Raw genomic sequence first — 12,893 nt, forward strand, 5'->3', positions numbered from 1 at the left:
GCATATATACGACGCCGTTTCCTTGGCCTTTGATATCGGCTAATCCTATTCTTCGGTGGACGTCCAAATGGGCAGTGGGTGGACCAAGATTTAATCGAATGAGGTGCCAGATTGTCGTTGCGAGACAACGCTGTTGACGTCTTGATCATCGGCGCAGGGGTGGTGGGAACATCGATCGCGCGGGAGCTCTCGCTCCTCGACATCGACGTCGCCGTGGTTGAGCGATGGCACGACGTCGGAGAAGAGACGTCCAAAGCCAATAGTGGTGTGGCCAACTGCGGATGGTCGGCTGCCCCGGGCAGCCTGGAAGCGCAGCTGATCCTGGCTTCGGCGCCCCAGTGGGAGAAGATCGCGGAAGATCTCGGTGTCGCCTTCCGTCGTGTGGGAATCACGATGCTCGCATTGACCGAGGACGAGGTCAAAGAGTTGCCGAAGTGGGCCGAACGTGCCCAGAAAAACGGGGTCGACGCCCATCTCCTGACTGGGGACGAGGTGTCTCAGGAGGCACCGCACGCGTCCACCAAAACGCTCGCGGGCCTCCACATCCCCGACGAAGGCGTGGTCGACTCGGTGCGCCTATCGGTGGCCTATGCCGAGCAGGCTGCGCTCAACGGTGTCCGTTTCTACTTCTCGGAACCGGTCAAGAGCGCGAAGAACGACGACGGCCGGGTGTTGTCCGTCGAGACTTCACGACGAACCTTCCGGCCCAGGTTCGTGGTGAACGCCGCCGGGCTCGGTGCCGACCAGGTGTCGCGCGCACTCGGCGGCGAAGAGTTCACGGTCACGCCGCGACGCGGACAGTGGGCGTTGCTCGACCGCGAATTCGGCGCCCAGGTCCCGGGCATGCTGACCGGGGTCCCGGGGAAGCTTGGGCACGGCCCGATGGTGCTGCCCACCGCGCACGGCTCGGTGTTGTTGGGACCGACAGCCGAAGACCAAGACGACAAGCTCGACCGGTCAACGGATGAGGACGGGCTCGACGCCGTCCTGCGTCGGTGCATGGACATGATGCCGTCTATCGACTTGAGCTATGTGACCAAACGTTTTGCCGGCGTGCGCGCCAATTCCGATCCGACCTATCGCATCGGATGGTCGGAGTCTGCCGAGAATCTCTTGCAAGTCGCCGGAATTCGCTCCACTGGCGTCTCGGCTTCGCCGGGGATTGGCCCGTACGTGACCACCCTGCTCTGGGAACGAGGCCTTAGCACCCATGCGGCGCCGAATCCTGTTCGCACCCTGAGTTACTCTAGCCCGCTCTGGCAGGACCTGGATTGTGCACGCGCAGCCGCCGACCCGCTCGGGCGCACCGTCATCTGCGCGTGCGAGAAGGTCACTGCGGCTGATATTCACCAAGCGCTGTCATCGCCTTTGCCCGCGACGTCGATCGCCGGCGTCGCCCGCCGAACACACGCAACATGGGGCCGGTGCCAAGGTTCAGCGTGTCTGTCCGGTGTTTCGTTCATCACCTCGCTCTACACGGGCCATGAGCCCTGGCAGATCCCATATCACGAAGAAGGCTCCGACTTGGGGGTGGGAAACACCAATGACTGACGTGATGGTGGCCGGCGGTGGCCGCTGTGGACTTCACGCGTCCCGGATGCTGGCCGAACGAGGGTTGACGGTGACTCTGGTGGAACGACTCCCACAGGCCGGGGGGCAGGAGCCTGAGCGCGATGCGGCGACACTGGTCAAAGCGGCACAAGCCGCGGGTGTCAAGCTGGTCTTGGGCACGCTGGCAGTCGAATACCGTAACGGAAGCCTGTCGACACTGGGTATCGACGGCGCCACCAGCACCGCTATCACAGCGCTCGTTCTCGCGACTGGAACGCGACCCCGAACCCGAGCTGAGCTCAACATCGGTGGTGAGCGAGGAAGTGGCGTGTTGCCGGGATCAGCAGCCCTTCACTTTCTGGACGCCGGCTTACTGCCTGGCCGTCGACCCGTCGTTATCGGTGCCGGCGAGTTGGCGCATCACCTGAGCAGCAAGCTGCTGAGCAAGGGTGCTGAGCGAGTGACCGTGGTGACTGCCGGGCCGGGAACAGGTGTATGGCAAGCAGGCGTGCAGGTATACGACCAGGCGACTCCCAAAGCCGTGCTTGGCTTTCCGCGCCTTCACACTCTCGTGATCGAGACTGCGGACGGTCCTGTAGAGCTTCACGCGGACTCGGTGATCCTGGCCGCCGGGCGAATTCCTATGCGCAACATCGAGGGAGCCGTGTTCTCCGACGCTCCGACGGTCTACGAGTGCTTTTCAACGGCGGATCCAAAGACAGATCACGAGTCGCTGGCTGTGGCGACCGAAACCGTCCGTCAAATAGACAGCCGCCTCCGCTGAGGCACGAACACTGGAGAAGATCATGCAAGTCTTGTCGCCCGTAGGGAGATTCCCCGTAACCGTCGACGGTGTCCATATCCAAGACCGCCGTATTGTCGTGAAGGCCTCGCTGGGTGCGTGGCGATCCGAGGTCACGCTAGAGAGATCCGATCTACCACTGGTGTCCGTCGTTCTGGCAGTTCTGGGCGTTGTACCGCTGGCCGCCTTCGGTATCGGACGCTGGTCAACCTCCTCGAAACGGACGAAATAAATTGGCAAGCAACATTTTCAACGAGATCGTCAGTGCGGCGCTGGCCGGTCACTACGGCGTCCTGGGGCTCAATGTCTTTGATGAGTTGACATTGCGAACCGCCGTTGAGGCTGCAGAGGCAGAGAAAGCGCCGATCATCATCCAGACATCTGTGAAGACAGTGAAATCCATTGGCGCAAGGCGCCTATCGGATCATTTCAAGCTGGTATCCTCAGCTTCCGGATCGCCGGTGTCACTGCACCTGGACCACTGCCCGGACCGGGGTGTCATCTCAGAATGCATCCGCGAGGGCTGGGATTCGGTGTTGTTCGATGCATCCCACTTGTCGTTGGGCGAGGCGACTGCCCAGACCAAAGAGGTGGTGGAGGAAGCTCACGCCCGCGGGGTGAACGTCGAAGGCGAGGTCGAGGGAATCCAAGGCGTCGAGGACGGCATCGGCAGCGACGACGCTCCTACTCTGTACCCGCTCGAGAAGGTCATCGAGTTCATCAATGTCACCGGGATCGACTGTTTCGCACCAGCCATCGGAAACGCACACGGCCTCTATAAGCAAGAGCCCCAGCTGGATATCCAGCGGGTCCGGGATCTCGTCGCCGCCACAAACATCCCTATGGCCTTGCACGGCGGATCGGGACTCTCTGCAGAACAATTCGGCGAACTGATCGCCGCGGGGTGTGCAAAGGTCAACATTTCGACCGCATTGAAGCGTGCCTTTATCGAGGGATACCGAAATTATCTCACTGCGCACCCCTCGGCCGCGGAACCGCTGACAGTAATCGCGCAAGTACGGCAAGACCTTCAACAGATCGTGGTCCACTACATCCGACAGTTCGGCAGTGCCGGCTCGGTGTCGTCGTGAAAGCGCTTATTCTCGACTGCGATGGTGTTCTTGCCGACACCGAACGGGACGGCCATCGAGTCGCGTTCAATAGGGTTTTTGCGGAAAACAAAGTCGCATTCCAGTGGACCGACGAGACTTACCGGCAGGCTCTGCAGGTCGGCGGCGGCAAGGAGCGGCTACGCGCTCTCCTATCCCGAGAATTCCTCGAGCAACACGAACTCACCAATGGAATCGAACTCGAAACCCTGATCGCGACATGGCATCGGCGAAAGACCGAACTATATGTCGAATTGCTCGACTCTGGTGCAATTAAGGCTCGCTCCGGCGTTCGACGGTTGTCTCGCGAAGCGCTTCGACAAGGTTGGCTACTCGCAGTCGCGTCGACCTCTGCGCACGAATCAGTCCGTGCGGTCCTGAACAAGGTGATGGGAGCGGACCTGGCCGGCCACTTCACTGTGTGCGCGGGCGATGATGTTCAGCTGAAGAAGCCTGCACCGGACATTTATCTGCTTGCCCTCAATCGGTTGGGCGTCAAGGCCGGGGACGCAGTTGTTGTCGAGGACTCCGCGATAGGTGTACAGGCGGCGCTCACAGCCGGCATCACTGCTGTAATCGCGACACCAAGCACTTACACGATCCATGAAGATCTCAGCGCTGCAGCAGTGGTCGTCAGCGAGCTCGGAGACCCGGGCCAACCGATACAGAACGCTGGGAAAGGTTTGGACGAGAGCATGACTGACGGAGTAGTCGAATACAGACATCTATTAGAACTCCTGAACGTCAAGGCTCCGCATACAGAAGTGAGGGGTCATGCAAATAGTCAGTAACATAGTTCTCTACACCATGATGGCGTTCGTCCTCATCGGTGCTGCATTTGCGATACGTAACAGTGATTCCGGAATTGGGAAGGAATTTCTTCAAGGTATTCATTCCATCGGCCACTTGTTCGTCCCGGTAGCGGGGATCATGGCGTCCATCCCATACCTGACCACCGCGGTCGAGAAGGGCGCCGGGCCGATCTGGCAAGCATTGGGGGCCGACCCTTCGATCGCGGCAACCACATTCATCGCTTCCGATATGGGCGGGTATCAACTTGCCTTCGCTACGGCGGGTGATAGCGGAGCGTGGATCACGGCAATGGTGACAGGGTTCATGGCCGGTGCGACGATTGTGTTCACCGTCCCCGTTGGTCTCGCGATGCTACAGAAGACCGACCAGCGATACATGGCATTGGGCATCATGTCGGGCGTGCTCACAATCCCGATCGGGGTCTTGGTGACCATGGTGATCATAATGATCACGCGTCCGCTCATCCGTGGAGATGTGCGAACAACCGGGCCTTCGGAGACTGTGATTGACGGCCTCAACATTCAAGAGCTACTCGCCAATCTGCTCCCCCTGCTGCTGATCGTCGTAGCCATCGCCGCCGGACTGAAGTTCGCACCGGGATTTATGATCAAGGCGTTCATCATCTTTGGCCGCCTGATCGATGCGGCCGTGAAGATAATCCTCGCACTGTCGATCGTCGAGTACTTCACCGGTATCTTCACGAAGATGTTCGGAGCGTGGGGATTCGAGCCGATCATTGCCACGGCGGATGACCACTTCCGTGCCCTCGAGGTCGTCGGTGCGGTCGGAATCATGCTCGCAGGTGCGTTTCCCATGGTCTACGCGATCAACAAATTTCTCGCCGGGCCACTGAGCCGCCTGGGGAATCGGGTAGGAATCGGCGAAACCGGAGTCACCGGAATGCTCGGCGGTGCTGCAAATGCGCTCGCGCTCTTCCACGTCGTCAAGAACATGTCGCCGCGGGATAAGGTGATATCGATCGCGTTCGTGGTATGTGGTGGCTTCTTGCTGGGCGATCACCTGTCATTCACGGCCAACTTCCAGCCAAACTTGATCGGCGCTGTGCTCGTAGGAAAGCTGACTGCGGCCATTCTCGCCATCGTCCTGGCACGCTACATCGCGGTACCCACCGCTGAGCGATTGGCTCAGAAGGACGAACCGTTCCTCGACTCCGGCACACACGCGTAGCGGCCAGGGCGACCCATGACTAACTCAGATTCCACCGCACAGCGTGACTTGGAAACCGTCGTTCGAGCGCAATGGCCGAGCCGACCCTGGAAGTCGGTCGCGCTAGACGGCGGCATGACGAATCGTAATTGGCGGGTCACCGTCGAATCAGATTCCAGTGGCGCACAAGAGGATTTCGCCGTTCAACTGTTGCTCTCCAACGAGCTCGCAGCGCGTATCGGAATCAACCGCCACACTCAGAAGCAGGTAATGCCGATTGTCGAAGAACTGAAGCTGGGCCCGAAACTCGTGGCATGGCGACAAGGCGATCCATGTGCTCTGATCACTGACTTCCTCGAGAACGCCGGCGCATCCGGACCCGAAGACCGCTCGCGGGTAATCACCCTGGCTGCCGCCGCATTGTCTCGACTGCATAAGAACACCCGCGGGACTCGGTTGCGAAACTACATCTCGGACCCGTTCGATGGCGCTGAGTGGCTATTCCGGAGGGTCGAGGAATTGATCCCGCAGGCGTCCGCTCCCTTCACGTGGGCGATCGAATTGAGTAGGCGCTGCCAGCGGGCTCGAGGCACGTACGAACCCTGCTTGCTACACGCAGACCTTTCGGTTGGCAACGTGCTGGTCTCGCAGTCGGGCGTAAGCCTCATCGATTGGGAGTATGCGGGCGGCGGAGACAGGTTCTTCGATTGTGGTGATTTTGCCGAGAAGTGGGAGTTGAGTGCCGTCGAGGAACGCCAATTCGCCGACGAGTACAACTCGACGGGGGATTCACTCGAATATCTGCTCGCGGCTCTGCGAATGTATCGCTTCCACAGCCGCTTGCGCGAGGCGCTATGGGCGGCGGCGGCCAGCACCACGCACTTCACCGAGTTCGACCATTCCGCCTATAGCCGCGCCTGTATGACGCGCCTGGACGACATCGCCGCCAGCAAAGCGTTCCAAGACAGCCTAAGTCTGGTAAAAGCCACCACTGAGATAAAGGAAGTGCAGTGCTCGTAACATCCCTTCACCCAAACCTCGACTCCGCCACAGTGATCAGGGAACGACAGTTGCGGGTCGAGTCGGGGGCCTCGGAATACGTTCACGCAGTTCACCCCTCGATCCTGGCGCAGGTCGAGACTGGTTCGGCGGTGAATGTCTCTGCTCGCTTCCGCGAGGTTGTTGATCTGTTCGAGCCGAAGCGAGAATCCACACCAGCCGGTTTCCGTGTGGAGACCACCGGGACACACTCTGTCACCCTGGATCTCGTTCGCGATATCGGCTATGCCCGGGATGGGCAACGTAGGCCGACGTCATTGCTGTTCTCGGCAGACTCTGCCAACCCGTACGAAATCGCCGAATGTCGCGATCTGATTGCCAATGTGACCTGCAATCCGGGGATCGTCTACGACCTTTTTCTCAACAACCCGGAGGCCAACGTTGGCGGCCAATTCTCTGATCTCAACGAAGTGTTACAGGCAATAGGAGACGAGGTCGGCCCCGGGTGTGACATCTCCGTCGAACTCCACGATCCGTACGAACAGGACTTCGCCAAGATACTCGACGAGATTCAGATGTACGAGGATATCCTGTCGCGCTACCGCCTGGTGGTCAAAGTCCCTCATACAGGAGCGATCTCACCCTCAGCTTCGAGTCAGCTCCTGACTGGCGATGGTCTACTGAACAACCGATACTATGACGGATCTCCCGAGGATCTCCTACGCGGACATTCCTTGGCGCACAAGCTGCATGAGTTGGGTCACCGCGTCAACTTCACGCTTATGTTCGAGCCGTATCAGACACCTCTCGCATTGCAGATCCGGCCATATTTCATCAACGCTTTCATACGTAACCGGCTCAGTGCCACGCGTCGTATATCGGGGTTGCTGGCCGCATTCGAAGCCACTGAGGATTCCTGGTTCATCAGAGAACTTCGGCAGTACTTGATTGCGAACCACTACTTGGGTAAGGGCGACGCTGAACTCGACCTCCTTGAAACCCTGTCTCAGGCCAAGCGGATGGTGGCTTATCGCCACAATGAAAGCAGCGATGGCTTGGACAGCGCTCGTGCCTCAGTGCGCTGGCTGCGCGCATCAAATCTGCCTGATTCACGATTGATCGTCTGTTCTCTCGACGGAGACACGCTGTTCCCGATGGTGATGTCGATGCTGGTCGAGCCAGAGTTCATCGATCTCCAGGATCGCGTGTTACTCACGACTGATCCACGCTATTTGGCGCGCTGGGCGAGCAGCCCCCATGTCATCAGCTATCAACAGAGATTTTTGAAGGCGTGCGAAGGAAGTGTGTCACGAGTGCCTTCTTCCGCGAGTTGAGTGGCGAGAAGGGCGGGGTTTGACCCCGGGCACCGGATAGGTGTGGAGTCGTAAACAACTCTCCACGTGTTCCGCCGCGCTGCACTTTTCTGGGGAACCCCAGTTGGCTACGGGGCAGAACACCTGCCCGTCCGCTTGCGGCGTGCCCGGTGCCACTGGTCTTCGACACCTGACCTCACCGAATGTTTCATAGCCGGATCGTAAGCTGCCGTGCGTGGTCGCTGCGTAGCAGAGGGATTCAGCGTCCATATATCGCGTGGTGAATAGCGGTGGGACGAGTTGGCCTGTAAGCCGGATTCTGTACCTCGCCGGGATCTTCCGGCGAGGTGGCGACCATCCATCTGGACACACCGTCGCCGGGTGCCTCAAGCGGCCTACCCGCAAACTCGGGCGAGCAGCCCTTGAACGCTTGCGCAGCCACAACCAGGTTGCGGCCTTCTTGGCCTTGCTTCGGGTGGGGTTTACCTAGTGTCCTGAGTCATTAATTCGGGTGCAGTAGTTGGCGATGTTGGCCAGGATTTGGTCGGCGGTCTTGGTCCAGACGTAGGGCCGGGGGTTGTTGTTCCAGTGCTGGATCCAGGCGCGGATGTCGGCGTTGAGTTGGCGTACCGAGGTGTGGGTTCCGCGGCGCAGTTTCTTGGTAGTCAGTTCCGCGATCCAGCGTTCGACGAGGTTGAGCCAGCTGGAGCTTGTCGGTGTGAAGTGCAGGACGAACCGGGGATGGTTTGTCAGCCAACGCTTTACCGCCGGCGTCTTGTGGGTGGAGGCGTTGTCGAGGACGACGTGGCAGTCCAGATCGGCGGGGACTTCGGCGTCGATCTTTTTGAGGAAGGCCAGGAATTCCTGGCTACGGTGCCGGGCGTGAAGCGAGCCGATGACCTGGCCGGTGGCCAGATCCAACGCCGCGTACAGGCTCGACGTACCGTGACGGACGTAGTCGTGGCTGGCACGCGCCGGGGTGCCTGGCAGCATCGGGAACACCGGCGCGGTGCGATTGAGTGCCTGGATCTGGGTTTTCTCATCCACACACAGCACCACCGCGCGTTCGGGCGGGTCGAGGTAGAGCCCGACGACGTCACGGACCTTCTCCACGAACAAGGGATCTTTCGACAGCTTCCACGAGTCCTGTTTGTGCGGCGCCAATCCGAACGCCCGCCAGACACGGGAGACCATCGATTGACTCAACCCGAGATGCTCGGCCATCGACCGCGTCGACCAGTGCGTAGCGTCCTTGGGAGCAGACTCCAGCGTCTGGGTGATCAACGCCTTGATCTGCTCGTCACCCACGACCCGCGGCCGGCCTGGACGCGGTTCGTCGAGCAGGCCGTCACAGCGCAACTCCACGAACCGATTGCGCCACCGTTTCACCGTTGACCGCGAGACCCCCAGGTTGGCCGCCAACTCTGTGTTGGACCCGCCGTCGGCAGCCGCCAACACAATTCGCGACCGCAGTGCCAACCCCGCCGCACTGCTCCGACGCCGCGCCCACCCCTCCAACTCGGCACGTTCAGTATCGGTCAACACGATCGCAGCAGCCTGAGGAGTGGGCATGACCCAGTCTAACAACTGAGCCGTAATTAATGACTCAGGACACTAGCCATCCCGGTCACCCGGGATGCTGGTGCGCTCTTACCGCACCGTTTCACCCTTACCTCCCTTGCGGGTGGCGGTCTACTTTCTGTGGCACTGTCCCGCGGGTTTCCCCGGATTGCCGTTGACAAGCACACTGCTCTGTGACGTCCGGACTTTCCTCGATACCAGTAAAGAAAGTTCTCACATTGCAGGTCAGAGACGTTCTTTTATCCGCGACTTGATGGTTGGCGTCGGCTCGTGTTGCCACTGCCGGGCGGGCTGTCGACTGGGTTGCCGGTGGCGGTTGTCGTGCTGGCGGACGCGATGAGGCTGTGGATCGTCGCGGTGGCTGTTGATCTGCGGGCGTCGGATGATTGTCCTGGCTGCTTGGTCGTACGGGCGGCGGACGGAGGGTGAAGCGTAGCGACCGGCGCGGACGGGAGCGCCAGCGGACGGGAGCACAGGGAGCGAAGCGAAGCCCGCAGGGAGCCGCCAAAGTGACGGAACCGTGGTCAGAGATGAGGTGATGGCGTGCGTGGGCGACGACGTGCCAGTGCGGTGGTGGACACGACTGCCGAGAGCGTTCGGTGATTCGGCCCGGTGTCGGTGGCTGTGAGGTCGTCGGCACAGGTCCGTGCGCTGGCTGCGGTGTGTTGACGGCGCTGCCGTGGTGTGGGGATGCTGGTGGGTGATGAGTGCGGTGGCCGAGCAGACGCTACTGATGGAGATCACGGGCACGCTGGTGCAGGATTTTCCTGGCACTACCCGCGTGGACATTGATGCTGCGGTGCGGCGGGCGTATGCGCGGTTCGATGCGAGTCGGATCCGGGATTTCGTTCCGCTGTTTGTCGAGAAACGCGCGCGCCGCGATCCTCGGGAGCGGTGTTCGGCCGCTTTAGTCTGAGGCTTGTCTGAAGTCGCCCCCTGTCGTTAAGGCTGGGGGCGACGCCTCGTTTCGGGATACACCAGGGGCTGTTTCGGTTCGTGGCAGTGCTGTGTTCCGGCAGGTGGCGGGGGCCTTGCTGCGCTGCGGTGCCTAGGTTCGGCGCACCATGGTGAGGAGGTCGATGAGGGTGGCGGCGTGGCAGCCGAGGTGGTCGAGGGCGGCGTGCCCTTTGGCTTCGGTCGCCAGTGAGGGGTAGCCGATGACGCCGGTGGTGGTGTAGGCGCTGATGCCGAGGGTGGTCAGGTGGCGCCGGTCGGTGGCGGTGTGATCGGTCTGTGCCCAGCCGTCGCGCAGGTAGTCGGGGTGGCTGGCGAGGAGGATGGAGGTTTCGAGTTCGCCGGCGTGCATATCGTCGTGGTTGCTGCTGGTGATGGCGGCGGCAGTGCGGGCCTCGGTCCAGTCTTCACGACTCGGATACAGGCCCACGTTCAGCGGGCCGGCGGGCTGGTTGGCTTGCTGCACGACATTGGTGAGCACGGCGTTGCCGCCGTGCGCGTTCACCACAATCAACCCACGCATGCCCTGGCCGGTCAGGGACTGGCCGATATCGGCGATGATCGCGGCCAGGGTGGTGGCGCTGATACTGATGGTGCCGGGGTAGGCAGCGTGTTCATGTGAGCAGCCGAACGTGATCGGCGGCAGCGCTAGAACCTGGTGGTGCTCGGTGATGGCTGCGGTGATCGCGCAGGCGATCAGGGTGTCGGTGCCCAACGGTAGGTGGGGGCCGTGCTGCTCGAAGGCCCCCACCGGCAGCACCGCGACCGCGCTGGTCGCGGCGGGGTCGGTGGTGGTGAGGTCGGGGATGATGTCGTGGCTCACGACGGGTCTCCTTGGGTGGCGTTTCGGATGCGTGCACCGAGTGCTTGTAGCAGCGGGTCGGCGTCGTTGCGGCGGCGGTTACGCACGAGCGTGTGTGCCCGGGCAAGATGTCGGTGCGCGCGTTGTGAGGGTGCTGATTGGTAGGCGGGGATCGCGGTGTCGGCCAACACCAGCGCGAGGCGGTATTCGCGCACAGCGATGTAGGCGTGCAGCAGCCGCATATCGGCCACGGCGCGGTCGCGATGCTGCTGGGAGGTCCACTGCGCGTGATGACCGGTGAGCAGTTCCAGCGCCTTGTCGTTGTTGCCGAGCCGTAGATGCCCGGCGGCGATGTCGCTGGCCACATAGGCGGCGTGGGCATAGGGGGCCCGATCACCAGGCACCGGGTCGATATCACCGAGATCGAGTGCGGCGGCAGCGTGCCGGTAGAAACTGCGTTCATCACCATTGTGCAGCGCGGCCAGGGCCTGCTGGCGGGCAATGCTGGCCTTCAAGCGCCCCGCTTCGCGGCCCTCGACGAGTTCGGCGGCGTCGGCGGCCAGATCGACGGCCAGACTCGCCTCACTGTGGGCCAGAATGTTGGATTGGCGCATCAAGATCATCGCCTGCACCTCGGGGCTGGCCATCCGCAGGTGCAGAAACGCCTTATGCGTCAAAGTTTGGGCGGCGGCGTGATCACCGAGGTCTTGGGCGATCCAGCCGGCCACCTCGGCGATCGTTCCGGCCGCCTCAGTCACCGCGCGTTTGAGCCGTCGCGGCGCCGTTTTGATGAGGGCTTCGACGGTATCGAGATCACGTTCCACCAACGGGCGGGCGTGCTGCGGGCCGAGAGCATGTTCGGCCTCAATATGCGCCGAGCGTTGCGCCGTGATCACCGCCAGGATGTCCTCGTCGACAGGCAGCCGCAACAACAACGGGTGCGGCAGCGGTGAGGCGATCGGCACGCTGAACAATTCATCAGGCTCGCGGCCAAACACCGCGGCCAAATCGGCGCGCCACATGTCGCCGAACGCACCGCCACGCTCGATACTCAGAATCATCTGACGCAACGATTCCCGCTGCGGGATCTCGGTATCGCCGCGTAGCCGGCGAACGTTCTGCACCTCCACAGCCAGCTCATTGAGGCTGAACCCGTACTCGGCGCGCGCATCGCGAAGCCGCTGCGCGTTGCGCGCACGGTTCGGATCGGCGGCGGCCATCTTTCGATCATGCCTGACACATCAGCGCAGCTCAGCACTGCCGTGCGCGTGTCGGGGTGCTACCGGCTGTTACTGGCTGTCACTTCCGGCGACCACCACCCGAGGGCTGTCCTGGGATCGCGGCACACACGACCGCACACCACAACCCAGTAAAGGACAGCAGAACAATGCGTTTGAGAATCGATACCTCCGGGACACGGTTCATCGTCACCCGGGCGGCCGAGCCGCGACTCAACTTCGAGACGGGCAGCCCCAAAATCGACACCTCCACCGGCCTGCCCCAGCATTCGGTGCAGCTGCTGGCATTGGACGACACCGGCGGCGAAGTGTTGAACGTGACGGTAGCCGGAGACCCGAACGTCACGGTCACCCAACCGGTGTCGGTGACCAGCCTGGTCGCCATCCCCTGGGCGCAAGGTGATCGCAGCGGCGTGGCCTTCCGCGCCGATGCCATCACCGGCGCCACGACAGGTGAGCAGGGGTCGCGCACCCAGAAATAACACCCCGCGGCCGAGGCGCGGCACCAAGAGCGTGTCACGCCCGGCCCCGGGTCTGTCGTCGACCACTTCGCTCACGAAGGGC

12 protein-coding genes and 1 other RNA gene are annotated in these 12,893 nt (G+C 61.7%); 9 read left to right on the plus strand and 4 right to left on the minus strand.

From position 1 onward, the window contains the following. Window positions 1-141 precede the first annotated feature (141 nt). The 7 genes from KXD97_RS18575 (at window position 142) to KXD97_RS18605 (ending at window position 7,775) form a co-directional block, all read left to right on the plus strand. Window positions 142-1,551, plus strand: coding sequence for an NAD(P)/FAD-dependent oxidoreductase (locus KXD97_RS18575; protein ID WP_051558593.1), 1,410 nt, complete (start codon window positions 142-144; stop codon window positions 1,549-1,551). Continuing rightward, on the plus strand, window positions 1,544-2,335 hold the full coding sequence (locus KXD97_RS18580; protein ID WP_067991389.1) for an FAD-dependent oxidoreductase: 792 nt from the start codon (window positions 1,544-1,546) through the stop codon (window positions 2,333-2,335). Before KXD97_RS18575 ends, KXD97_RS18580 begins: the two co-directional genes overlap by 8 nt. Window positions 2,336-2,586: 251 nt before the next feature. Beyond that, the gene (locus tag KXD97_RS18585) at window positions 2,587-3,444 is read left to right on the plus strand and encodes a class II fructose-bisphosphate aldolase (protein WP_067991392.1); all 858 of its coding nucleotides are present in this window, start codon (window positions 2,587-2,589) and stop codon (window positions 3,442-3,444) included. Further along, window positions 3,441-4,253, plus strand: a complete 813-nt coding sequence (locus KXD97_RS18590; protein ID WP_073908053.1) for an HAD-IA family hydrolase — start codon at window positions 3,441-3,443, stop codon at window positions 4,251-4,253. Before KXD97_RS18585 ends, KXD97_RS18590 begins: the two co-directional genes overlap by 4 nt. Before the next feature lie 16 nt (window positions 4,254-4,269). Beyond that, window positions 4,270-5,463, plus strand: coding sequence for an ethanolamine utilization protein EutH (locus tag KXD97_RS18595; protein ID WP_158498048.1), 1,194 nt, complete (start codon window positions 4,270-4,272; stop codon window positions 5,461-5,463). Between the two features lie 15 nt (window positions 5,464-5,478). After that, a complete protein-coding gene (locus KXD97_RS18600) occupies window positions 5,479-6,462 on the plus strand; it encodes a phosphotransferase (RefSeq protein ID WP_073908056.1) in 984 nt (327 codons plus the stop codon). 50 nt (window positions 6,463-6,512) lie between these two features. Next, complete coding sequence (locus tag KXD97_RS18605; protein ID WP_133167750.1) at window positions 6,513-7,775, plus strand: transaldolase; 1,263 nt, start codon at window positions 6,513-6,515, stop codon at window positions 7,773-7,775. 465 nt (window positions 7,776-8,240) lie between these two features. On the opposite strand, the gene KXD97_RS18610 is transcribed toward KXD97_RS18605, so the two are convergent. Together KXD97_RS18610 and rnpB are read right to left on the minus strand one after the other, a co-directional pair. After that, window positions 8,241-9,326: an IS630 family transposase gene (locus tag KXD97_RS18610; protein WP_036376233.1), complete on the minus strand. Its 1,086-nt coding sequence runs from the start codon at window positions 9,324-9,326 to the stop codon at window positions 8,241-8,243. 33 nt (window positions 9,327-9,359) lie between these two features. Beyond that, window positions 9,360-9,556: RNase P RNA component class A (gene rnpB / locus KXD97_RS18615), an RNA gene on the minus strand. Window positions 9,557-10,038: 482 nt separating this feature from the next. Between rnpB and KXD97_RS18620 the strand changes: the two genes are divergently transcribed. Continuing rightward, a complete protein-coding gene (locus KXD97_RS18620; protein WP_036376236.1) occupies window positions 10,039-10,251 on the plus strand; it encodes a three-helix bundle dimerization domain-containing protein in 213 nt (70 codons plus the stop codon). Window positions 10,252-10,383: 132 nt separating this feature from the next. Here the strand turns inward: KXD97_RS18620 and KXD97_RS18625 are convergent, their stop codons facing one another. Together KXD97_RS18625 and KXD97_RS18630 are read right to left on the minus strand one after the other, a co-directional pair. Continuing rightward, on the minus strand, window positions 10,384-11,112 hold the full coding sequence (locus KXD97_RS18625; RefSeq protein WP_036376238.1) for a creatininase family protein: 729 nt from the start codon (window positions 11,110-11,112) through the stop codon (window positions 10,384-10,386). Then, window positions 11,109-12,311, minus strand: a complete 1,203-nt coding sequence (locus KXD97_RS18630) for a hypothetical protein (RefSeq protein WP_067991398.1) — start codon at window positions 12,309-12,311, stop codon at window positions 11,109-11,111. The genes KXD97_RS18625 and KXD97_RS18630 overlap by 4 nt, the downstream gene beginning before the upstream one ends. Before the next feature lie 167 nt (window positions 12,312-12,478). Here KXD97_RS18630 and KXD97_RS18635 point away from each other — a divergent pair, with 167 nt between their 5' ends. Then, window positions 12,479-12,811, plus strand: a complete 333-nt coding sequence (locus KXD97_RS18635; RefSeq protein WP_036376243.1) for a hypothetical protein — start codon at window positions 12,479-12,481, stop codon at window positions 12,809-12,811. The last annotated feature ends 82 nt before the right edge of the window (window positions 12,812-12,893 follow it).

It is taken from the genome of Mycobacterium sp. SMC-8, from assembly GCF_025263565.1.
Classification (GTDB): domain Bacteria; phylum Actinomycetota; class Actinomycetes; order Mycobacteriales; family Mycobacteriaceae; genus Mycobacterium.